Source organism: Exiguobacterium alkaliphilum 12/1 (genome assembly GCF_000714435.1).
GTDB lineage: Bacteria > Bacillota > Bacilli > Exiguobacteriales > Exiguobacteriaceae > Exiguobacterium > Exiguobacterium alkaliphilum.
On record NZ_JJMW01000019.1, the window covers coordinates 269,383 to 292,914 of the forward strand.

Here is a 23,532-nt window from a genome sequence, read left to right on the forward strand (position 1 = left end):
GGTTCCGATTATAATCAACATAGAGATTAGAGGAAACATCATTGAGGAGATGAATCAATATGGAACGAAATGATCACACACCTGAAGATAAACGACGCGACGAATGGCTCGACACGGAAATCGGGTCATCGACACGTTCGCCCGAACCACCGCGAGTGGAACGGCCGGCGAGACCGTCCTTCCTCGGACGGATGTTCCCGGGATTTGTCGGAGGGGTCATCGGGGCGCTCGTGACCGGGGCGGTCGCGTTCCCGTTTCTCGACCAACCGGTGTCGAACGTGAACGATACGGCCGTCACCTCGGAAGGGACACCGCTTCAGACGTCCTCGAACGTCGGGGACACGTCGGTGACGGATGCCGTCGCTGCCGCGCAACCGGCCGTCGTGACCGTGAACAATTTCGCGACGCAAGGTTTCTCGAGCCAGTCGGTCGAGGCCGGTGTCGGCTCTGGGGTCATCTATAAAAAAGAAGGCGACGCTGCATATATCGTCACGAACCATCACGTCGTCAACGGGGCTGACCGATTGACGGTCACGTTTAACGATGGGAAGACGGCGGATGCGACGCTCATGGGCAGCGATGCGACGTATGACTTGGCCGTCTTGAAAGTCGATGCGGCCGACGTGCCAGCCGTCATCAATATCGGTAAGTCCGGCGAGTTGAAGCCAGGACAGACCGTCATCGCCATCGGCAACCCACTCGGTCAGTTCGAAAACTCGGTGACGCGTGGTGTCGTCTCGTCGACGTCCCGACTTGTACCGGTCGACACGGATGAGAACGGACAAGCCGATTTCAACGCCGAGGTCATTCAGACCGATGCGGCCATCAACCCTGGTAACTCAGGCGGCGCCCTCATCAATGAGGCGGGTCAATTGATTGGCATCAACTCGATGAAAATCGCGACAGATGCCGTGGAAGGGGTCGGCTTCTCGATTCCAATCGATATCGCCTTGCCGCTCATCAACCAAATCGAGCAGACGGGCGAGGTGAACCATCCGTCGCTCGGGGTCTCGCTCCGCGACGTGTCGGAGTTTCCGCCTGGATACTTGACCGAACAGATCAACTTACCGGAATCGGTGACGAACGGGACGATTATCATCGATGTGCAGGCGAACAGTTCAGCAGCACGAGCCGGACTTCAAGCCCGTGACGTCATCGTCAAAATCAACGACCAGGACGTCTCGTCGTTCATCGACCTCCGGAGCGAACTCGTTCGCGATACGGACGGGACGGTGTCAATCGAGTACATTCGTGACGGTCAGACCGAGACGGTGGACGTCGAGATTCAAAATGCGAACGGTTCAGCACTCTAAAAGGTGGGCATCTTGCCCGCCTTTTTTGATATGCTTAGAAAAAAGGAGGGATTCATTTGCTTCGTATCTTCTATGGCATATTATTTTTAGGCGCCGGCGTCATGCATTTCGTCAACGAGCGTGCCTTCATGTCCATCATCCCGAAGGCTTGGCCGTTCAAACGGTTCATGGTCCAAGTGAGCGGCGTGATCGAGATTGTGTACGGGACGTTGCTGCTGCTGAATCGGGGCACACGGTTCGTCAAGCGGACGGGACCGGCCTTCTTGCTCGCCGTCTTCCCGGCGAACATCAACATGGCGCTGAAACCGTCGCGAATCGGCGGAAAGACGATCCCGAACTGGGTAACGTGGCTCCGTTTACCGCTGCAATGGGTGCTCATTAAAGGAATTAAAAAAATTTAGTACATACGGAGGGGGAAAGTCATGGCTACGAACGTATTGACGTGGTTCGACCACTTTCACACGCATCCGGAAGTGAGCTGGAAAGAAGTCGAGACGACGAAGACGATTGCAACGATCTTGACCTCGCTCGGCGTATCGCACGAGACGTTCGATGACGTCACGGGCGTGTTGGCAGAGATTGGGGACGGCGAAGACGTCATCGCCGTCCGGGCCGATATCGATGCGTTATGGCAACAAGTCGATGGGACGTTTCAGGCAAACCATTCGTGTGGTCACGACGCGAACATGAGCATGGTGCTCGGCGCGCTCGATCTTTTGAAAGATGAGCCGTTACAAAAACGGGTCCGCTTTATCTTCCAACCGGCAGAAGAGCAAGGCAACGGTTCGCTCGCGATGATTGAGAAAGGCGCCTTGATCGATGTGACGGAACTATACGGGATCCATCTGCGTCCAATCGAGGAGCTCGCGCTCGGTCAGTTCGCGGCGACGATTCAACACGGGGCCGCCATCTTTTTAAGAGGCAAGGTCATCGGCGACGATGCGCACGGGGCACGTCCGCACCAAGGACAAAACGCGCTCGACGTCATGTTCACGATTCATCAACAGTTGAAAAACATCTATCTGTCGCCGTTCGAACCTCATTCTGTGAAGTTGACCGGGGTGCAGGCCGGCAGCGACAACGTGAACATCATCCCTGGGAACGCCACGTTCTCGATTGACGTACGGGCCCAATCGAACGAGGAATTGCTCGCCTTGCGTGACCGGGTCGAGACAATGCTGCATCAGATTGAATCGCTTCACGGGGTGACGCTCGAGTGGGAGTGGCAAGACTTCACACCTGGAGCCGTCGTCGGCAAACGCTCGAGCCGGCATGCGACGGATGCGATCACGAGTCGGTACGGAAAAGAGGCGCTCGTCGAACGGATCGTGACGTCAGGGAGTGATGATTTTCATTTTTATACGGTGAAAAAACCGGAACTCGACGCAACGATGATTGGCATCGGCGCCAACTTGACGCCGGGGTTGCATCATCCGCACATGACGTTCGATCGGTCGGTTCTACAGGAAGGGGCAGTCTTGTTAGCGGATACGTTGCGCCGGGCTGCCACGGAAAAATGAGACGGAAGCGAATCGCTTTCGTCTTTTTGTTATTGCCAACGTCTAATGTAAGCGTTATCATAATCCTATTAGCGACAATATAACGACAATTCTGAATTATTCGCTAACGGGGAGGAAATTTGATGGAACAGGGGAACAAGCAAGAAATGAAACTCGGATGGGCGCTCTTGCCGCTACTTGTCATGATCGGGGTCATGCTCGTGGCGATTGTATTGCTCGAGCAAGGACCACATATCCCGCTCATCATCGGGACGGCGGTGGCATCGATGGTCGCCTACAAGCATGGCTTTAAGTGGAAAGAGATTGAAGAGATGATGTACAAAGGGATCCGGCTCGCCTTGCCGGCGGTCGTCATCATCATTCTCGTCGGTTTGACGATTGGGGCATGGATTGGGGGTGGCATCGTCGCGACGATGATTTATTACGGCTTGACGATTATCTCGCCGGCTTATTTTCTCGTCACAATCTGTTTGATTTGTGCGGTCGTCGCATTATCAATTGGAAGCTCATGGTCGACGATGGGGACGATTGGTGTCGCTGGCATGGGGATTGGACTCAGCATGGGGATTCCGGCAGCGATGGTCGCGGGGGCGGTCATTTCCGGTGCCTATTTCGGGGATAAAATGTCACCGCTGTCGGATACGACGAACTTGGCTGCCGGCTTGACGCATACAAACTTGTTCGAACACATCCGTCATATGCTCTATACGACGGTTCCGGGCCTGTTCATCGCGCTCGGTGTCTACTTTTGGCTCGGCAGACGGTTTAGCGAGTCGGGGACCGATTCATCAGACATCACTCAGACGCTCGCGATCTTGCAAGACAGCTTCTTCATTTCACCATGGCTCTTGTTGATCCCGCTCGCGGTCATTGTACTCGTTGCGAAAAAAGTGCCGGCGATTCCGGCCCTCGTCGTCGGGATCGCGCTCGGGTTTCTCGCTCAATATGTCATTCAAGGCGGGACGCTCGCGGACAGTGTCGGGGCGTTGCAGAGCGGATACGTCATCAATACGGGGAACGAACTCGTCGACAACTTGTTCAGTCGAGGCGGGTTAGACGCGATGATGTATACCGTGTCGATGACGATTGTCGCGATGACGTTCGGCGGAATCTTGGAATATTCGGGTATGCTCCAGTCGATTATGAATCAAATCGTGAAGCTTGCGAAGACGGCCGGTTCGATGATTGCGTCGACGATTTTGGCAGGGTTCGCGACGAATGCCACATGTTCCGAGCAATACATATCGATTGTCGTACCGGCTCGCATGTTCGCCGGTGCTTATGAGAAGATGGGGCTTCAATCGAAGAACTTGTCGCGTGCGCTCGAGGACGGGGGGACGCTCACGTCCGTCTTTATCCCATGGAACACATGTGGCGTGTTCATCCTCGGAACGCTCGGCGTCGGGGCGTTCGAATACGCGCCATACGCTGTGTTGAACTTCATCGTCCCAGTCATCTCGGTCATCTATGCGTTTACTGGCTTCACAATCGCGAAGCTCCATGTGTTACAGACTGTCCCACCGGATGATCAGCGACAAGCGCAATAAACAAGGACGCGTCGTCTGACGCGTCCTTTACGTTGGCAGCTTGAATTTATAAACGGAACGAGGCCTTCCTTGCGCATAACTCATCTCTTCGCCAATCACCTCGACGTAGCCGGCATCAAACAGCTTTTTGATGAGCCGTTCCGTCGTCCGGCGCGACACGTGAAGGTAAGCGGTCATCTCTTTGGCGGTAAACTCATGTGTCTGTTTGGCGAAGCCGATAATTTTACTCACGTTCGCCGGACTGATTCCGAGTCGTTTCATCAAGTCGAACGCCCGGTCTTCTGTCACGCGGTACGCGATTGTTTCGTCTGTTCCGGGGAACGACAACTTTTTCGACGCGTCGATGATTCGGATCGGGTGATGCGTCGAGGCTGAGAGGGCGATTGTCGCGTGATCATGGGCCGTCTGATAGTCAGGCCCATACCCGATTCCGATTTTTGTCTCCTCATCGGAAGGGGCGAGTGTCTCGATTTGTAACGCCCGTTCAATCACACCTTTTGTGGTGAGCAGTGAGGTCGTGTCGGAATGGACCTCGACATGACCGTGATGTGGCAACGCAGCAAGGTAGGTCTGAAGCCCACGCGTCGTCGAGGCATAGAGCACGACGGCGAATTGGGCCGCATCGGCCTGGGCGTGCCGGACCCGCTCGATCAGCTTTTCAACGTGAACGACAATCGTACGCGTCGGTTCGATCATGAGCTGGCTGTTATATCCGGCATCAAGCATCTCGTGATGGACGCGCTCGATGCTCGTCACGGCAAGCGAGGCGTCATGAGGTTGCTTCGACGCATGAAACGTGAACACGTCCGTAAAGGAGACGTCGGGATCGATTTTCATGACGCCCGGTCGAGCCATGTCCGGTAAAGAGGCGAAGATTGACGCCAATCGTTCCGGATCGTTCACATCCATCGTCAAGCGATCGAGCGGGACGTGCTGCGTAACGCTCGCATGTAAAAGTGTCGTCAAAAGCACCGTCTCGTCTTGGACGACGTGATGCGCGAGTGTTTCCTTCAAATAGGGAAGGGCGTATGCATACGGGAACGAACCGGAGAAGAAGACGGCGTCGAACGATCCGAGCTGTTGTGCGATGGTGGCCGCTTCTTTCGGATGGTGATAGATGAACGGACTGAACCGGACGTCATCGAACGAGACGGCGCGCATGACGGTCGAGACGAACGTGTCGGACCCGACGAGCGCGAGATGGATGGCCATGAAAACTCCTCCTTGCAATTTAACGACTATTTAACGACAATATAACTAACGATACGACAGAAGTAAAGGAGCTTATGTATGAAAATTGAGAAGATTGAAGTGTTTGCCGTCCGTTTCCCACTAAAAGTCCCATTCGTCGTCAGCTATCACCGCTATGAGGATATGCCGTCCGTCATCGTCAAATTAACGAGTGCTTGCGGTCATGTCGGATACGGCGAAGCGGTCGCCGATGAGCATGTTACCGGTGAGTCGCTAGAGAGCACGATTTCAATCATCCATCGCTTGCTCGGACCACAGTTGATTGGGGAGAACCCGATGCATATGGAACGGATTCACGATGTGATGGACCGGTCCATCCGGGACGTGCCCGCCGCGAAAGCGGCACTCGACATCGCGTGCCACGACCTCGTCGGGAAGAAGCTTGGTCTTCCGGTATACGACTTGATCGGTGGGCGTTATCATGACGCCTTCCCCGTGACGCATGTCCTCAGTATCGGTGACCCGGATGCGATGGCCGAGGAAGCGAAGCAGCAACTCGATGCCGGTTACACGTCCATCAAGATGAAAGTCGGGGTCGACGTCGCCTCTGACGTCGCGCGCGTCGCCGCGGTCCGACGCGCGGTCGGACCGGACGTCCCGATTCGCGTCGACGTGAACCAAGGCTGGGAGAATGCCGGGAAGACGCTACAGGCGATGCAGCAGCTCATCCCGTATGCGCTCGACTGGATCGAACAGCCGGTTCGGGCCGACGATTTCGAGGGGATGGCCGAAGTGAAAGCGAAGAGTGTCGTCCCGATCATGATTGATGAAGGAGTGCGCGGCATGCCTGAGATGCGCCGGTTGACGCTCATGCAGGCGGCACACAAAGTGAACATCAAACTGATGAAGTGCGGTGGGATCTATCCGGCGAAAAAGCTCGTCCATATCGCGGAAATGTCAGGAATCGAGTGTCAAATCGGGTCGATGGTCGAGTCGTCCATCGCATCGAGTGCGGGCTTCCATGTCGCCTTCTCAAGTAAAATCGTACGTTCCGTCGAATTGACGGGCCCGCTCCGGTTCGCACAAGATGTCGGGAACTTGCAGTACGATTTGCCGTTCATCCGCTTGAACGAACAGCCCGGACTTGGGATCGAAGTCGATGAGGCCGTCCTCGAGCAGTTGGCGACGGCGCGGTATGAGGTGACGGGCTGATGTGGTCTGGGGTTTGGAACGGTCTCACGTTACACGTTCGCCATTTGACGGAACAGGATTTACCCGCCATCGAGTCCGTCCAACGAGCGGTCATTGATGAATTGACCGAGTCCGCTCACTATCAAGCGCTCACGACTGGCGAGTTTCAAAAACTGTTGGCAGACCGAACCATCATCGGGGCATATCGGGACGAAGATTTAATCGCGTTTCGCGCGCTCCTCATCCCGCCAATCGATGCAGAGCATCTCGGCCGGGACATCGGGTACCCGGAACACTCACTCGAGCGCATCATCTATCAGGAAGTGACGAACGTCCATCCGTCGTTTCGGGGTTATCGACTGCAACAACATCTCGGCCACCTCTTGATGGAGGCGTTTAGCCAAGACGTCCGATTCGACCTCGTCTGTGCGACGGTCGCCCCGTTCAATATTCCGAGCTTGAAAGATAAGTTCGCCCTTGGACTTCGGATTGGCGCGCTGAAGCCGAAATACGGGGGCAAATGGCGCTACATCTTCATGAGAGAGCTACACACCGGTTGGCATGGGGATGGACTCGTCACGTCCGTCGAGATGGCTGACACGGCGCGACAAGTGCGTCTGTTACAGGACGGCTGGTATGGGACGGGTATGCGTGAAATAGATGGGACATGGTATATCGACTACGAAAAACAAGCCTGATCGTCATGATCAGGCTTGTTTCAATCGAGTAGGAACAAGACATCGTCCGCGAACTTCTCATACGTCCGGTCGCTCGGATGGAATTGATCGGTCGCAAGGTCCCGTGACACGTCGGAAACGTAGGCGAACGGGTCGATGACGTCGATGCGTTGCGCGTTCGCGAACTGTGCGGCCGACGCATTCCAATCGAGGATGAGTTGATTGAACGCTTCCCCGTTCTCATTGTCTTGGAACGGATTGTATAGCGCGATGTAAATGATTTGAGCGGAATCGTTCAGGTTGCGGATTTCGGTGAAAATCGTATTCAAGTTCGTCTTCGCATCGGCAACGACTTGGGTGATGTCGACCGAGTCGAAATTATCGACGTTCTCGCCGCGGTTGAACAAGTCGTTTCCACCGATCGTCAAGGTGATGTATCGAGCGTTCTCGATTGTCCGTCGTACTTCGGGCTGCTCGAGCTGAGCGAGTAAGTCCTCGGTGCGAGCTCCCGAGACGGCTAGGTTCTGTGACCGGATCCCGTCTTCTTGTAATGCCCGGCTGACGGGTTGCACGTATCCTGCGCCCGACGTCGAGCCGACACCGCGTGTGAGCGAGTCACCGAGGGCGACGAACACGTCACCTTCTGGTGCAGGGCGGGCATCCTCGTTGACCGAGAGCGTCCGTTCTGGCGGATGAACGATATCTTGATAACCGATCCATAGGCCGTATAGAGCCGTTCCTGTTAGAAAAATCGAGCCGATTAAAAACGCGTACCACTTTCGGTTTTTCATCTGATGACCTCACTTTCGTTGTTCTCATCATATCAAAAAAACGTGAACGTGCCCTATGTGAATGTTCGAATAGGACAGACTGGCATCGTCTCCGCTAGAATGGAAAAGAGGTGAGACGATGCAACCAACATTGAAGATTGATCAATTGACAAAAGTGATTGGGAAAAAGACGATTATCGACAATATGTCGTTCGACGTGTTCCCGGGTGAAGTGTTCGGCTTCCTCGGTCCGAACGGGGCCGGGAAGACGACGACGATTCGGATGATTGTAGGTTTAATCAAACCGACGAACGGGACCGTCTCGATCTGCGGCTATAACGTCGAACGAGAATTCGTCCAAGCGATGAACCAAATCGGGGCGATTGTCGAAAACCCAGAACTGTACAAGTTTTTAAGTGGTCGTGAAAACTTGGAAGTGTTCGCCCGCATGTTGCCGGATGTGACTGAGGCGAGAATCCAAGAAGTGATTGACCTCGTCGATTTGACGGCACGAATCGATGACAAAGTGAAGACGTACTCGCTCGGGATGCGGCAACGGCTCGGGATCGCCCAAGCGCTCCTCAACAACCCGCGCGTCTTGATCTTAGATGAGCCGACGAACGGACTCGACCCGATGGGGATTCGGGACTTGCGCCTTTTCATCCGCCGACTCGTCGAAGAGACGGGCTTAAGCGTGCTCGTCTCGAGCCACATTCTAGCGGAAATCGAACTGCTCGCCGACCGCGTCGCCATCATGTCTCGCGGCAAAATCGTCAAAGTCGGCACGGTCGGGGACTTGATCAACGAGCTCGCCTCGACGGTCGACGTTCATGTGCCGGACAGCTTCGAGGCGCTCCCGATTGTGCGCGGATTCGAGTCGGTGACCCAAGCCGACGTCATCGATGAACGAACGATTCGCGTCTCGATGAACTTGGAGGACACCGCCGACTTGAACCGCTATTTACTCGAGCGCAACGTCGCGGTCTCCGGTCTAGAGCGACGCGTCCAAACGCTCGAAGAGTTGTTTATTTCGTTGACCGGGGGTGACCACATTGTCTAATCCTTCAATCATCGGATTGATTCGAAACGAAGTGTTAAAGATTCATCGCAAACGACGGTTGCTGGTCGTCTCGACGATTCTCGTCGTCCTCGTCTCGATGTTCACGTATGCGAACTATCGACAGATCGAGAAGCAGCGGGAAGAACAGGGAACGATTGATTGGCGCGTCGATTTGCAGCAAGAGATTATCGACACGCAAAACCGGCTCGCCTCGGCGAACGTCCAAGACGAGTTCCGGCAAATCCTCGAATTTCGGGTGCAACAGAACCAATATTACTTAGATAACGACATTAACCCGAGTTACCCGGGGGCACCGACGTTCATGCGCGTCTTCTTCTCCCAAGGGACGACGCTCGTCCTGCCGCTCTTCATCATCGTCTTGATGGCCGATATCGTCAGCGGCGAGCATAACGACGGGACGATTAAGACGCTCTTGTCGCGACCGGTCCGGCGCTTCAAGATCCTGCTTGCAAAATGGATGACGACGCTTCTGTATACGTCGCTCCTCATCTTCATCACGGCGCTCGTCAGTTATGCGATTTCCGGTATCGTGCTCGGCTGGGACGGTTGGACCGCGCCGATACTGACCGGATTCCAAGCCTCGCCGACCGGTACGTTCTCGACCGACTTCGTCCATACGCTGCCGATGTGGCAATATCTACTCATGTCCGTCGGCCTCGCCTGGTTCGTCGTCGCCGCGGTCGGGACGATCGCACTCATGGTGTCGGTCATCGTCAAAAACACGGCGACCGGGATTGGCATCATGATGGCCGTCCTCATCTCGGGTCCGCTTTTGACGTCGCTCGGTTCGAACTGGGACAGTTCGAAGTACCTCGTCAACGTCAACTTCGGTCTTCATACCTATCTCGAAGGTCAAGCGCCACCGATCGATGGGATGACGTTACCGTTCTCGCTTATCGTGATCACGCTCTGGTCACTGGCGGCACTCGCTTACGCGTTTTACCATTTCACGCAAAAAGATGTATATTGATTCGACGTCGCCCGTTACGGGTGACGTTTTTTTATACAGTGAGAAAGGCGCTGTCCTGATGTACGAGTAGTAATATTTACTTAATATTTAAAATTATCAAAATAATCAAATGGTTGGATATCTTAATTGTGTGAAACTATGTAAAGTTTGAATCACCACATAAGGAGGGACACACAAATGAAAAAAGTAATATCCACATCCATCATCGCCGGCGTCTTACTCGTACCGCAACTCGTCGGGGCGAGCGAACTCAAATCAGGGACGTTGACGAAACCGTCAAACGAGGCACCGACGACAATCGTCAAAGAATATGCGAAAGCGAAAGGGCAGTTCAAGACGCTCGAGTCGAAGCAAGACAAAGTCGGTCAAGTCGTCAAGTTACAACAGACTGTTGACGGGGTACCGGTCTTCGGTGGCATCGTCGTCGGCGTTGTCGATGAAGCGGGGCAATTGAAGACGGTCGTCGATGACACGAAAGCTGTCAAAGGATTACATAAGTCAATCAAGTTGAACGAACAAAGAGCAATCAACCGCTATAAAGAACTCGTCGGTCATCAAGGCGCCTATGAGCTTGAACCGAAAGCTGAACTTGTCGTGTATCCACAAGGCGACTCAGCCGTCTACGTGTATGAAGTGACGGGAACGATCCTTGAGGCAGACGAGCCGTCACGTTGGACGTACTTCATCGACGCAGCGAGTGGAGAAGTCGTCAACAAGTTCAACCAATTGGCGCATGCAAAGCCGGTAAATGGCGTGACGGGCACGACATATACGGGAACAGGCATCGATGTTCTCGGACAGAGTCAAACGTTTAAGACGACGAAGAGTGGGTCGTATTACTATCTTCAGGATTCGACTCGTGGCAAAGGCATTTACACGTACGACGCGAAAAACCGCACTACGCTTCCAGGTTCTCTTTGGGCCGACGTCGATAACGTCTTGAACACGACGTACGACCGGGCGGCTGTCAGCGCGCACGTCAACGCGACGAAGACGTATGACTTCTTCAAGAACACATACGGACGGAACAGTTACGACAACAACGGCGCCGCGCTCAACTCAACGGTCCATTACAGCCGTAGTTACAACAACGCGTTCTGGGACGGCAGCAAGATGGTATACGGGGACGGGGACGGGCAAACGTTCACGTACCTTTCAGGGGCGCTTGATGTCGTCGCGCACGAATTGTCGCACGCCGTCACGGAGTACACGGCAGGACTGATCTATCAAAACGAGTCTGGGGCCATCAATGAAGCCATCTCTGATATCTTCGGGACGGTCGCCGAGTACAGTGTCGGCTCGAACTTTGACTGGTTGATTGGGGAAGATATCTATACACCAGGTATCGCTGGCGACGGACTCCGTTCAATGGCGAACCCGGCCGCTTACGGCGACCCAGATCACTATTCGAAACGTTATACGGGCACGCAAGATAACGGCGGTGTCCATATCAACTCAGGAATCGTCAACAAGGCGGCTTACCTACTTGGAAATGGTGGCACGCATTACGGCGTCTCGGTCCAAGGCGTTGGCGTCATGAAGATGGGGGATATCTACTACCGTGCTCTCACAGTATACTTGACACCATCCTCGAACTTCTCGAGCCTCCGTCAGGCGGTCGTTCAGTCAGCGAAAGACTTGTACGGTGCGACGAGCCCGGAAGCCATCGCTGCGGCGAAGTCGTTCGACGCGGTCGGCATCAATTAATAGGCAGACATCGACTTCGCAAGGGGTCGATGTTTTTGTGTGGGCGATACAGGCTCTGAACTTTTGGGTATAAGGAAGGGATATGAAAAAAGTGAGGTGAGCCCGAATGAATGATTTTGATGCATATAAAATTGATCAACAACGAACACGGCGACTTGAGGAATTCGATACATCCGTTTCCGACCGACCGACTGACGATGAATTAAAAAACAAACTGATTCCGGAAAGCATCGAACGATTGAAAGAACTGCATTGGAAACTATATGCCGAGGCGGAGACAGGAGTCATTGTCGTCTTACAGGCGCTCGATGCTGGGGGAAAAGACGAAGCGATCAGCTATATCTTTTCGAACTTGAACGCCCAAGGGTTAAAGACGAACGCGTTCCAAAAACCGTCCGAGAAAGAAAAGAAACATGACTATTTATGGCGCATGCACGACTTGATGCCGGAGCGTGGGCAGGTCGGCATCTTGAATCGCTCGCATTACGAGGAAGTCATCGCCCCCCGTGTGCACGATTTGCTCGGGGAAGAAGCGATTCCAGATGAGACGGACAAAGAGGCGGTTTGGTCGATGCGTTATCGCCAAATCAATGATTTTGAGCGCTACTTGCATGAGAACGGGTTCGAAATCATCAAGTTCTTCTTCAACGTCTCAAAAGAAGTTCAACGAGACCGGTTGCTTGAACGGTTGAAAGACCCGAAGAAAAATTGGGAGTTTTCCTTTAGCGACGTCGAGGAGCGACAGTATTGGGACGACTATCAGGCGATCTTTGCCGATATGCTTTCGAAGACGGCGACGGAACACGCCCCGTGGTACGTCCTCCCGGCCGATGATGAATGGTATGCCCGTTATATCGTTTCATCGGTCATGATTGACGTGTTAGAACAAATCGATCCCGAATTTCCCACGTTCACTGAAGAAGAACAAGAAAAGATTGACGAAGCCATCCGGACGCTTGAGAGCGAGTGAATCGAGGCGTTCTCGTGAACATCAATTTCCCCTCTTGCATTGAAAGCGAATTCACAGTACAGTGGACATATCGAAAGACGTCTGACATCTGTACAAAGGAGTAATGCACGTGGGGAATATCAGTTTATTGTTTGGCGGCGTGGCATTGTTTTTAAATAGCCTCGTCTTATTCGGGAAAGTCGACGTGAAAAGCGCCGGCGTGTTCAGTTTGTTCACCGGTTTCTTGCAAGCGTTCATCGCGACGTGGCTCGTCGTCCATGCGACACCGGCCGAAGTGTTCGGGTATGCCGGGATTTACTTGTTCGCTTTCACTTATCTATACGTCGGTGTCACGTTCTTGTTTAACATGGACGGTCGCGGCGTCGGTTGGTTCTCCCTTTTCGTCGCGATTGCCGCATTGTTTTACGCGGGGATTGGCTTCGGACGAGCTGATTTTGTGAACGGTGCGATGTGGGCGTTCTGGGCGTTCCTATGGGCGCTCTTCTTCCTCGGCATGGGCCTCGGGCAACCAATCGATGCAGTTACATCACGCGTCGCGCTCGTTTTGAGTTGGTTGACGTTAATCGTACCGGCGATGATTGGACTATCAGGTCTGGCGACACCGCTATATACGATTATATGGTGGGCTGCGAGCGGGACGGCGGTCCTATATTTCGGATTCACAATTTGGCGGTACCGTTTAATTGAAGTGACGTCATAAGATGCTCCTATGGGGCATCTTTTATTTTGCGTATTAATTTGTGTCTAAAGTGTGAAAAATGGGAATGGGGGAGAAAAGGAGGCGGAAACGAATGAGTGATGGATTAGTTTTATTGCTCGGCTTACTATTATGTGGTTGGATGCTGTTTGCCGTCGTATTTGATGATACAATTAAACGAAGAATTTGACTGACCGTTTCCTTTCTGGAGCGGTCTTTCGTTTGAGGAGTGAACTGGATGGAAAAAACACCTGTCGTCGTGATCGTCGGACCAACAGCGGTCGGCAAGACGAAGACTGGAATCGAGTTGGCAAAAGCATTCAACGGAGAGATTGTGTCCGGCGACTCGGTACAAGTGTATCGTGGCATGGACATTGGATCGGCTAAAGTGACGGTCGAGGAGGCGGAAGGCATCCCGCACCATTTGATTGACATTTGTGACCCGGATGAACCGATGAGCGTCGCCAAGTTTCAACAACTGGCACGTCAGGCGATTGACGATATTTATGCCCGCGGCAAACTGCCGATTCTTGTCGGCGGCACCGGGCTATACATTCGATCCATCTTATATGATTATGAGTTCGCCGAACGGCCAGTGAACGAGGCGCTACGAGCGTCGCTTGAAGACGAGGCGAGCCGCCTCGGCGCGGACGCACTGCATGAGCGGTTACGTATACTCGACCCGAGACGGGCCGAACAAATCCATCCGAATAACGTGCGTCGTGTCATTCGCGCCCTTGAAGTCGCGATGCAAGGGGACAGTCAAGCAGTCGATAGCGCCCCGTCCGAACATTATGCCTATAAGCTGTTCGTCTTACACGCTGACCGGGACGTTCTCTATGAACGAATCAATGAGCGCGTCGATGTCATGGTCGAGACGGGTTTAGTCGATGAGGTCAAACATCTCCTTGACGCAGGATATGAGAATACACAGGCAATGCGGGCCATTGGGTATAAAGAAGTCGTCCCTTACATCGAAGGTCGCATCACGGAAGAGCGGATGCGCGAGACGCTAAAACAACATACGCGGCAATTCGCCAAACGACAATTGACGTGGTTCCGTCATCAATTTGATGGGATTTGGGTGGATATGGGAAGAAAATCATTTGAACTATCGTATAAAAATATTTATGATGAAGTTGAGGGGTTTTTTCGAAAATTCCGATTATTTGAAAGAGACACAGACTAGGGGGAATGCAACATGAAGGCAAGCTATAACATCCAAGACCATTTTTTAAATCAGTTGCGCAAAGAGATGGTACCGACGACCGTGTTTTTAGTGAGTGGGTTTCAAATTCGGGGAGTCATCAAGTCGTTCGACAACTTCACGGTCATCGTTGAGTCGGAAGGGCGCCAACAGTTGATTTATAAGCATGCGATCTCAACGTTTTCACCAGCCCGTAACGTTACGCTGTATGAACCAGATGCGGTGGAAGTGACAGAAGGATAAGCCATAAAGAAAGAGCGGCCCGGGGACCGCTCTTTCTTTATGCTGTTTTTACGTCTTTGTCATGACCGACCGCCTCGAGCACGCGGTGGATGGCACAACCGCCAAGGATCGAGTCGAGTTGGTCGCAAAGTTGTGACGGTTTGGACCGATACAAGTGGGCGAACGTGCGCTTCCATGACCGCTCCGCCGACTGGATTCGGACGAGCAGGTCGGCGTGGCTGAGCTCTTTCAACTTTTCGATGTTCATACGGTTCGTCCGGGCGAAGGCGGACAAAACGAGCGCTTTTGCGAGCGGTGTCTGCACCGGATAACCGAGGACGAGGAGCGTCGCCATCGCGCCTTTTAGTTCATGAGTGATAATCGATTCGAACACCGAATCGTGCGTATATGGATTCCCGGCGTGACCGGAGACGATTCGTTCGAGATCAGCCTCAGGCACCGGGCAGGCGGCTGCCTTGATGATTTGTTCAGTCGTCGGATGTTCACTCGCATAACGTGTCGCTTCCCCCGTCGCGATGAGCCGTTCATACGTGTCTGTCAATGAAATCATTTCGATTCCCCCTTTTTATAACTAACTCTATCGTATCAATACTCGTAAGCGCTTTCAATAAAATCTGAGATTTTTTCGACCTATAACGAAAGTATGTTCGCCTAGCCTAATGAAAAACGGTACAATGGGCACAGATGCGAAGGAGGGGCTATGATGAACTATTATCAACAAGTCGAACGAGTCACAGGGGACGGGTTTGACCGGAATATTTACCAAATCCCGGCCATGGAGCAATCGGACGTGCGCTTGGCTGATTTGACGGACGGGACGCCCGTCGATACGAAAGCGCTCGTCAGCACGGTCGAGGTGAAAGAAAGTAAGTCGGGGGCGAAGTGGCTTCAGTTGAACGTGACGACGGCGAGCGGTTTGATTCGCGCGAAGCATTGGCTGCGTGGCAATGAGGATCAGCTATTGCCGATTTACGAGTCGGGTGTCGTCGCCCTGTCAGGGAAAATCGACGTCTACCCGAAACCGGATGGCGCGAAATCCATCACGATTGACAAGGTGCAAGCCATCTCTCGCGACGAAGCGGTCTCGCTCTTACCTGGCCTGCCAAATGACGAGACGATTGACGCGTTCGCGGACGAATTGTTCGCAATCCTTGGGACGCTATCTCTAGACGCCCAAAAGATTGCCTATGCCCTGCTCGAGGACGTATGGGACGACTTCGTCTTGGCCCCGGCCGCCTTGTATCATCATCACAACTATGCAGGCGGGTTGTTGAAGCACACGACGTGCATGCTTCGGCTCGGCTATCGGATTCAGGAGCAAGACGACTACTTGGCGATGGCGTTCCGTGTCATCAAAGAGGCCGAGCAGTTGCACAAAGTAGACGTATGGAATACGATGAACGGTGTGAAAGTCGAGCAGGCGTTCAAAGGGACGTTCGAGTCGCTGTATGCGGCGTGTGAGGCGGTCGCCGAGCTGAAAGAACCGCTTCGGTGGGATGAACTCGCCCTCGGGATTTTGTTCCACGATATCGGCAAACTGTATGAATATAGTCATCTATTGTCGTCACCGCGCCGCTTCGAGAATTTGTTTGCCGTCTCGGGTACGAGCGAGACGACAGGGATTTCCATCAATCCGATGGGCAGTCTAATCGGTCATATGCCGTATGGAGGGCTGTTGTTCGAGAAGAGCCAGCGTCAGTCTGGCGTCACGTTACCGCTTGATGTCCATCATCGGATTTGGCATATGATTTTGTCCCATCATGGAAAGCGGGAATGGGGATCGAGCGTCCTCCCGGTGACGGCTGAAGCGTGGTTGCTCCATCTCATCGACCTGCTCGACGCTCGGTATGAGAAGTGGGCGCGTGTCCATGACAATCTATGAAGTGAGGTTTTTGCAATGATTCCCGTGCAACTTGTGACCGGTTTTTTAGGCGCCGGTAAGACGACTTATATGAACAGGCTGCTCGCGGCGACGAACGAGCGTATCTTGCTCATCGTCAACGAGCTCGGTTCCATCAATTTGGATGAGCAACTGATCGTCCAAATGGACCAAGAACAAATCGAACTATCGAACGGCTGCATTTGCTGCTCGATTCAAAACGATTTGAGCAAGACGTTTTATCAGCTCGCGGCCAAAGACAAGACGTTCGACCGAATCGTTATCGAGACGACGGGCGTCGCCGATCCGGCTCCGATCATCCAGACGATTTACTATGATGACTATTTACGAACTCATTTCAAGCTGACCGCGATTTTGACGATCGTCGATGCGAGTCAAATGGACCGGGACTTGTTTATAGAAGGAATTCACCAAATCGCTTATGCCGATGTGATCCTGTTAAATAAGACGGACCTCGTGGACGAAGCGGTGCTCAGACGGGCGCATGAAAGGATTCGTACAATCAACCCGACCGTTCGTGTCGTCGAGACGGTACAAACGGAAGGGGACTACGATCTGCTCGAGGATACGTTCCAACTGTCTCGTGTCGATGAGCGACAGCTGTCCACGTTGACGGAAGGTCACGGCTCCGTGGCAACACTCCGTGCCGTCACGTTGACGACAGATGTTCCGCTTTCCCGGGAGCGTGTGACGCGTTACGTCCGAGAGGTGCTCATGCATTATGAAGATCAGCTCTATCGCTTGAAGGCGATTGTCCGACTTGACGGGGAACAATCCAAATTCGTCGTTCAGGCGACGAACCAGTTGATGGGTGCGACGTTCGCGAACGAACCGAGTGACGACACCCGTTCCGTGTTCGTCTGGATTGGGAAGGAACTTGACCGTGAAGCGCTCGCTCGCGGATTACATGCTTGTGAGGTGGATGAGACGTGAAACTGATGTTAGTGGATGGGTTCAACTTGTTGTCACGTTATTACTTCGCGACAGAGCGTCGCCGGGCGCTCGACCCTGATGTGACAGTGAAAGGATTGCTTCGAAAAGTCGATGGCTGGACGAATGACTTCTCCCACATTGCCTTCTTTTGGGACGGGCCGCGTGAATCGACACATCGATTCGCCATTTTCCCTGAGTATAAGGCGACGCGGACCGGACTCCCGGAACCGTTATTCGACGACTACGTCAAATTACGGGCGGCCTTGACGGAACGAGGCATTTTCCAGTCGGAACTTGCCGGCTATGAGGCCGACGACTTGATGGGGGCGGTGGCGACACACTTCCCGGGCGAGTCGTACCTCTATTCGTCGGACCGCGACCTGCACCAACTGTTATCGGACTCGGTCTTTCAAATCGTACCGAAAAAAGGGGAAGAAGTGCTTATGAACGGGACGCTGTTCGAGTCACTCTACGGCATCAAACCGCTCCAATTCGTCGATGTGAAGGCGCTCCAAGGTGACGCGTCGGACAACATCCCTGGTGTTCGCGGAATCGGACCGAAAACAGCGACGATTCTCGTTCAGTCGTATGATACGGTCGAAGTGCTATTTGATCGATTGAAGCATGATCAACTGCTCGAGGCGCACCGGAAGTTCTCAAAGAAGCTCGATGGACAGGAAGGCGTGGCGAAGTTGTCGAAACAGCTCTCGCTCATCGACATTCATGCCCCAATCGAGATGGACTGGGAGGCGTATCGCTTTGGTTCACATCTATTTTGACGCCGCCACGAATCAAGAGACCGCTCTGAACGGACTCGGTGTCTGGCTGCGGCAAACTGACGGCACGGTGTCGACGTATATGAAGAAAGTGTCGGGGTTGACGAGCGTTCAGGCTGAACTTGCCGCCCTCGACTTTGCGCTTGAACACGCGCACCAGCTCGAAGGTGAGACGACGTTCATGATATATTCGGATGCGGAGACGGTCGTGCGCGCCCTTGAGCATCGGTTTTTAAAAGATCAAACAATGCGTCCTTTGTTCGTTAAAGCGCTAACGCTCTATGACGAGTTGCCACATAAGTTCATCAAGTGGATTCCGCGTGCGGAGAATCGATCCCATGATGTGGCGAAACGAGCATTAATGATGGAGTGAAAGTCGGGCGTTGGCCCGACTTTTTGTCAATTGCAGGGGAATGATTTCTTTTTTGCAAAAGTTTCGCTAAAATGAAAGCGTAGTCAAAAAAAGAGGGGGAATTTTCATGGATTATCGGATTGAACGGGACACGATGGGGGAGATCAACGTTCCAGCTTCGGCGAAATGGGGCGCACAGACACAGCGCAGCCTAGAGAACTTTAAAATCGGGACGGAGAAGATGCCGATCGAGGTCATCTACGCCTTTGCCATCTTGAAAAAAGGAGCCGCGCTCGCCAATGCCGAACTCGGCGTCCTCGAACAAGAGAAGGCCGATGTCATCGCCGAAGTGGCCGATGACATCATCGCAGGGAAACACGATGCCGAGTTTCCGCTCGTCGTCTGGCAGACCGGTTCTGGGACGCAGTCGAACATGAACGTCAACGAAGTCATCGCCCATTTGGCGAACGACTTATTGAAGGCGCGCGGTCAAGCGCTCACGATTCATCCGAACGACGACGTCAACAAGTCGCAAAGTTCAAACGACACGTATCCGACCGCGATGCATATCGCGGCCATCTTGGCGGTCGAGGATCACGTCCTCCCCGCGATCGACGCGCTGCACGGGACGCTCGCGCGTAAGGCCGATGAATTCATGGATATCGTCAAGATTGGTCGGACCCATCTTCAAGATGCGACTCCCGTCACGCTCGGGCAAGAGATTAGCGGTTGGGTGCGTATGCTCGAACTCTCGAAACAGATGATTGAGCGGACGATCGAACCGTTGACGGAACTTGCGCTCGGGGGTACGGCTGTCGGAACGGGCATCAACGCCCATCCGCGTTTCGGGGAAGTCGTCGCGGAGAAGATTTCACACGAGACCGGTAAACCGTTCGTGACGGCAGTGAACAAGTTCCATGCGCTCACGAGTCATGACCAGCTCGTCTTCACACACGGCGCGTTGAAGGCAGTTGCCATGGACGCGATGAAAATCGCGAACGATGTCCGATGGCTCGCCTCGGGACCACGTGCCGGCATCGGAGAGATTACCATTCCTGAAAATGAGCCGGGTAGCTCGATCATGCCAGGTAAAGTGAACCCGACGCAAAGTGAAGCGTTGACGATGGTCGCCGCGCAAGTGCTCGGCAATGACGCGACAATCGGATTCGGCGCGAGCCAAGGGAACTTCGAGTTGAACGTCTTTAAGCCCGTCATCATGTATAACTTCTTGCAGACGTGCCGCCTGTTGACGGACAGTCTGCACTCGTTCGATACGCATTGCGCGGTCGGCATCGAGCCGGATCGTGACGTGATCGCCCATAACGTGGAGCGCTCGCTCATGCTCGTCACAGCGCTCAATCCGCACATCGGTTATGAAAATGCGGCGAAAATCGCGAAACTTGCTCACAAAGAAGGCGTATCGCTTAAAGAAGCGGCGCTGAAAACGGGTCTTCTCAGTGAGGAACAATTTGACAAGTGGATTCGTCCGGAAGAGATGACGTCACCAAACTTAAAAGTTGAAAAATAAAACAAGGGCGGCCGCAAGGTCGTCCTTTCTCTATGGTAATTTAGGACGTAAGTACTAACTATCTGTCAAACAATAGGAATAAAATGAGGAAATAGTTGTATTTTCGTGGGCGAAGTCGCATAATCGAAGACAGAAGCGAATTTCGGGGAGAACGAAACTGGGGGGTCGGGAATGTTGCATCAACCTACAGCTCGTATACACGAGATCTTGTCCAAGTTGACAGAAGCGCGCCAACTGCCAAAACAAGACATCGACTATTTATTGGATTGGATGAAAACCGAAGTGAAGAAGCGGCGATTCATGCATTTACTCGAGATTTTCAGCCGAGTTGAAGCGGATGCACGTGATTTGCCGGCTGTCCTATCCCAAGCGGAGGCGACGGCTTTGATTGCCCCCGTCAAACGATACATACATACGATTCTCGGCATTGACCAAGAAGACGAAGACCTCGTCCTTATCTTATCGACGAGTTTCTCGACGTTCAGTCGATACAAACCACGTGTCGAAAAACTCGGGGCGCGGCCAGTTTTTTTACAAACGCTCGCCGAAGCGGTCGAATATGATTACGAGGACGTCCCGAAAGCGATCATGATGGACGTCGAGCTTTGGTCGAACTTCCGAGAGCGCGACATCCAGTCGTTCGTCAGCAAGATGAAGAAGCTATACGTCCCGCTCATCGTCATCGGTACGAACGAACATTACCGGCTAGCGGCGTATTCATATGGCTTCGATGACTATTGGGAGTCTTGGATCCCGATGGAAGAGCGCCTCGTCCGGCTCGGACATCATATCGAAAAAGCGCGGCTCGTTTCGAAAGCACTCCTCGTCGATGAGTTGACCGGTGCGTTCAACCGTAAATATTTGAAAGCGACGTTCGGCCGGTTCATGTCCCGGCTAGAGCGTTCAGGTGAGAGTTTCACGCTCGCTTTGCTCGATATCGATCACTTCAAGCAATTGAACGATACGTTCGGTCATGCGTATGGAGACGAAGTGTTACATCGCGTCGCCGAAGAGATTCGGCTCGCCATTCGCTCAAGTGATGAACTGATTCGGTATGGGGGCGAAGAGTTCCTTGTCATCTTGAACGTCTCGGACAGACAAATCGTCGATGCCGTACTCGAGCGTGTCCGGACGCGCATCGAACAGATGACGTTCTCTTATGAACATCATCTCACCGTCTCGATCGGGTACACTCGTGTGTGCGAGACCGGTCTGACACTCGGTGAATGGTGCGCGTACGCGGACGAGGCGCTGTACAAGGCGAAGCGGGACGGACGTAACCGCATTATCCGATACTCGACAGCCGTCCGCGAGGAGAAACGCCTTGCCTACGTCACGATGAGCCCGAGAAAGTATGCCCGTTTGGCCGACCAGTTACCGAAGCAACATCGGCGCTATGAAGTCGTGTATCGTCCATACGGGGCATACGTCTGTAACGATCACGTTGAAATGTTCGTGCTAGATGAATCAGGATCGAATGAGGCGCGGACACTGTCGGCCGTGAAAGAACAACGGGGCAAATATAGCCATATTTTGGCCGTGACATCGCGGACGGCGGCGGAGATTGGGCTATATGACGACGTGTCTGAGGCGGATAGTGAGGCTGCCATCACCGAGAAAATTGAACAGTGGCTCGAAAAGTTGCCGGACTAAAAAAGACATCGAACTCAATCGATGTCTTTTCTGTCGTATTGGTAGAACGTGAAGCTGTGGTCGTGTCGCTCATCGGCCGGATGGAACTGTTCGGACGTGACGACGACGTTAGGCAGCGTCGGATAGAACGTATCCGCCTCGAACGATCCATCGACGGCCGTGACGTAGAAGCGGTCGGTCCACGGCATCGTCTGCTCATACAACGTGGCGCCACCGATGACATAAAAATCATGCTCTTTCGCTTCGTCTTTTAGCCGCTCGAGATTATGCCAAACTTCGATATTGTCGGCCTTAAACGATGTGTCGGACGTGACGACGATATTTCGCCGGTTCGGGAGAGCGCGACCAATCGACTCGTAAGTCTTGCGGCCCATGACGATCGTCTGTCCCGTCGTGATGGCTTTGAACTGTTTCAAGTCATCTGGCAAGCGCCAAAGCAACGCATTGTCTTTTCCGATTTCGCGGTTGAGGCCATAGGCGACGACGTGGATGATCATACGCTGACGGCTCCTTTAATGTGTGGGTGCGGATCGTAATCGACAATTTCGAAGTCCTCGAACCGGAAGTCCTCGATCGAGGTGACATCCCGAACGATTTTTAGTTGCGGGAGCGGTCGTGGTTCTCGAGTCAACTGAAGGTTTACTTGCTCGAGATGGTTATGATAAATATGGGCGTCGCCGAGCGTATGGACGAAGTCCCCGACCTCAAGGCCAGTCACATGCGCGACCATATGTGTGAGTAGGGCGTAGGACGCGATATTGAACGGGACACCGAGGAACGTGTCGGCGCTCCGCTGATAGAGCTGGCACGATAGCTTGCCGTCCGCCACATAAAACTGGAACAATAGGTGGCATGGCGGTAGCGCCATGTCTTCAAGTTGACCGGGGTTCCAAGCCGAGACGATGAGACGACGCGAGTCGGGATTCGTCTTAATCTGTTCGATCACCTGAGCGAGCTGGTCGACACTCGTGCCGCCCGGTTTCGGGAACGAGCGCCACTGGGCACCGTAGACAGGACCAAGGTTGCCGTCCTCATCTGCCCATTCGTTCCAGATGCGGACTCCGTTGTCTTGCAAATATTTGACGTTCGTCTCTCCTGAAATGAACCAAAGGAGTTCGTGGATGATGGAACGGGTATGTAATTTTTTCGTCGTGATCAGGGGGAACCCGTCCTGAAGGTTGAATCGCATTTGATAACCGAAGACGCTCGTCGTCCCGGTACCGGTCCGGTCCTCTTTGACGACCCCGTGTTCGAGGATATGGGCGCATAAATCATGGTATTGCTTCATGTGGGAAATCCCCTTTCT

Annotated in this window: 24 protein-coding genes; 19 read left to right on the forward strand and 5 right to left on the reverse strand. The window is 53.4% G+C overall.

Annotated elements, in window-relative coordinates:
- Positions 1-59 precede the first annotated feature (59 nt).
- From RT52_RS04300 to nhaC, 4 genes are all read left to right on the forward strand, one after another.
- Positions 60-1,313, forward strand: a complete 1,254-nt coding sequence (locus RT52_RS04300; protein WP_081852650.1) for a S1C family serine protease — start codon at positions 60-62, stop codon at positions 1,311-1,313.
- 56 nt (positions 1,314-1,369) lie between these two features.
- Entirely contained in the window at positions 1,370-1,714 is a 345-nt protein-coding gene (locus tag RT52_RS04305) for a DoxX family protein (RefSeq protein ID WP_081852651.1), read from the forward strand.
- 21 nt (positions 1,715-1,735) lie between these two features.
- Entirely contained in the window at positions 1,736-2,833 is a 1,098-nt protein-coding gene (locus RT52_RS04310; RefSeq protein ID WP_034815290.1) for an amidohydrolase, read from the forward strand.
- Positions 2,834-2,979: 146 nt separating this feature from the next.
- A complete protein-coding gene (gene nhaC / locus RT52_RS04315; RefSeq protein WP_376778076.1) occupies positions 2,980-4,380 on the forward strand; it encodes a Na+/H+ antiporter NhaC in 1,401 nt (466 codons plus the stop codon).
- A 27-nt stretch (positions 4,381-4,407) separates the two neighbouring features.
- Here the strand turns inward: nhaC and RT52_RS15965 are convergent, their stop codons facing one another.
- A complete protein-coding gene (locus RT52_RS15965; protein WP_051690260.1) occupies positions 4,408-5,592 on the reverse strand; it encodes a hypothetical protein in 1,185 nt (394 codons plus the stop codon).
- 78 nt (positions 5,593-5,670) lie between these two features.
- Here RT52_RS15965 and RT52_RS04325 point away from each other — a divergent pair, with 78 nt between their 5' ends.
- Positions 5,671-6,783 (forward strand): mandelate racemase/muconate lactonizing enzyme family protein, encoded by a 1,113-nt coding sequence (locus RT52_RS04325; RefSeq protein WP_034804795.1) that lies wholly within the window; start codon positions 5,671-5,673, stop codon positions 6,781-6,783.
- The gene (locus RT52_RS04330; RefSeq protein WP_034815295.1) at positions 6,783-7,460 is read left to right on the forward strand and encodes a GNAT family N-acetyltransferase; all 678 of its coding nucleotides are present in this window, start codon (positions 6,783-6,785) and stop codon (positions 7,458-7,460) included. The genes RT52_RS04325 and RT52_RS04330 overlap by 1 nt, the downstream gene beginning before the upstream one ends.
- 20 nt (positions 7,461-7,480) lie before the next feature.
- Here the strand turns inward: RT52_RS04330 and RT52_RS04335 are convergent, their stop codons facing one another.
- Positions 7,481-8,230 (reverse strand): GDSL-type esterase/lipase family protein, encoded by a 750-nt coding sequence (locus RT52_RS04335; protein WP_034804789.1) that lies wholly within the window; start codon positions 8,228-8,230, stop codon positions 7,481-7,483.
- A gap of 118 nt (positions 8,231-8,348) precedes the next feature.
- Between RT52_RS04335 and RT52_RS04340 the strand changes: the two genes are divergently transcribed.
- The 7 genes from RT52_RS04340 (at position 8,349) to hfq (ending at position 15,084) form a co-directional block, all read left to right on the forward strand.
- On the forward strand, positions 8,349-9,269 hold the full coding sequence (locus RT52_RS04340) for an ABC transporter ATP-binding protein (RefSeq protein ID WP_034815297.1): 921 nt from the start codon (positions 8,349-8,351) through the stop codon (positions 9,267-9,269).
- Positions 9,262-10,260 carry an ABC transporter permease gene (locus RT52_RS04345; RefSeq protein ID WP_034815298.1) on the forward strand — a complete coding sequence of 333 codons (999 nt, stop codon included), beginning with the start codon at positions 9,262-9,264 and terminating at the stop codon, positions 10,258-10,260. The genes RT52_RS04340 and RT52_RS04345 overlap by 8 nt, the downstream gene beginning before the upstream one ends.
- Before the next feature lie 177 nt (positions 10,261-10,437).
- A complete protein-coding gene (locus tag RT52_RS04350) occupies positions 10,438-11,967 on the forward strand; it encodes a M4 family metallopeptidase (RefSeq protein WP_034815300.1) in 1,530 nt (509 codons plus the stop codon).
- Between the two features lie 106 nt (positions 11,968-12,073).
- On the forward strand, positions 12,074-12,937 hold the full coding sequence (locus RT52_RS04355; protein ID WP_034815302.1) for a PPK2 family polyphosphate kinase: 864 nt from the start codon (positions 12,074-12,076) through the stop codon (positions 12,935-12,937).
- A gap of 109 nt (positions 12,938-13,046) precedes the next feature.
- Entirely contained in the window at positions 13,047-13,637 is a 591-nt protein-coding gene (locus RT52_RS04360; protein WP_034815304.1) for an AmiS/UreI family transporter, read from the forward strand.
- A gap of 235 nt (positions 13,638-13,872) precedes the next feature.
- Entirely contained in the window at positions 13,873-14,823 is a 951-nt protein-coding gene (gene miaA / locus RT52_RS04365; protein ID WP_034815305.1) for a tRNA (adenosine(37)-N6)-dimethylallyltransferase MiaA, read from the forward strand.
- A gap of 12 nt (positions 14,824-14,835) precedes the next feature.
- A complete protein-coding gene (gene hfq / locus RT52_RS04370; protein ID WP_012726185.1) occupies positions 14,836-15,084 on the forward strand; it encodes an RNA chaperone Hfq in 249 nt (82 codons plus the stop codon).
- 37 nt (positions 15,085-15,121) lie between these two features.
- Here the strand turns inward: hfq and RT52_RS04375 are convergent, their stop codons facing one another.
- Positions 15,122-15,634: a hypothetical protein gene (locus tag RT52_RS04375; RefSeq protein WP_034815306.1), complete on the reverse strand. Its 513-nt coding sequence runs from the start codon at positions 15,632-15,634 to the stop codon at positions 15,122-15,124.
- A gap of 153 nt (positions 15,635-15,787) precedes the next feature.
- On the opposite strand from RT52_RS04375, the gene RT52_RS04380 reads away from it, so the two are divergent.
- From RT52_RS04380 to RT52_RS04405, 6 genes are all read left to right on the forward strand, one after another.
- The gene (locus tag RT52_RS04380) at positions 15,788-16,966 is read left to right on the forward strand and encodes an HD domain-containing protein (protein ID WP_034815307.1); all 1,179 of its coding nucleotides are present in this window, start codon (positions 15,788-15,790) and stop codon (positions 16,964-16,966) included.
- A 15-nt stretch (positions 16,967-16,981) separates the two neighbouring features.
- Positions 16,982-17,917 (forward strand): CobW family GTP-binding protein, encoded by a 936-nt coding sequence (locus RT52_RS04385; protein WP_034815309.1) that lies wholly within the window; start codon positions 16,982-16,984, stop codon positions 17,915-17,917.
- 5 nt (positions 17,918-17,922) lie between these two features.
- Complete coding sequence (locus tag RT52_RS04390; RefSeq protein ID WP_034815494.1) at positions 17,923-18,696, forward strand: 5'-3' exonuclease; 774 nt, start codon at positions 17,923-17,925, stop codon at positions 18,694-18,696.
- Positions 18,677-19,066: a reverse transcriptase-like protein gene (locus RT52_RS04395; RefSeq protein ID WP_034804763.1), complete on the forward strand. Its 390-nt coding sequence runs from the start codon at positions 18,677-18,679 to the stop codon at positions 19,064-19,066. The genes RT52_RS04390 and RT52_RS04395 overlap by 20 nt, the downstream gene beginning before the upstream one ends.
- Positions 19,067-19,172: 106 nt before the next feature.
- On the forward strand, positions 19,173-20,573 hold the full coding sequence (fumC, locus tag RT52_RS04400; protein ID WP_034815310.1) for a class II fumarate hydratase: 1,401 nt from the start codon (positions 19,173-19,175) through the stop codon (positions 20,571-20,573).
- A gap of 171 nt (positions 20,574-20,744) precedes the next feature.
- A complete protein-coding gene (locus tag RT52_RS04405; protein ID WP_034815312.1) occupies positions 20,745-22,226 on the forward strand; it encodes a GGDEF domain-containing protein in 1,482 nt (493 codons plus the stop codon).
- A 14-nt stretch (positions 22,227-22,240) separates the two neighbouring features.
- Here RT52_RS04405 and RT52_RS04410 read toward each other — a convergent pair whose 3' ends face one another.
- Positions 22,241-22,723, reverse strand: coding sequence for a dihydrofolate reductase (locus RT52_RS04410; protein WP_034815313.1), 483 nt, complete (start codon positions 22,721-22,723; stop codon positions 22,241-22,243).
- Entirely contained in the window at positions 22,720-23,514 is a 795-nt protein-coding gene (locus RT52_RS04415) for a thymidylate synthase (protein WP_034815314.1), read from the reverse strand. Before RT52_RS04415 ends, RT52_RS04410 begins: the two co-directional genes overlap by 4 nt.
- Positions 23,515-23,532 lie beyond the last annotated feature (18 nt).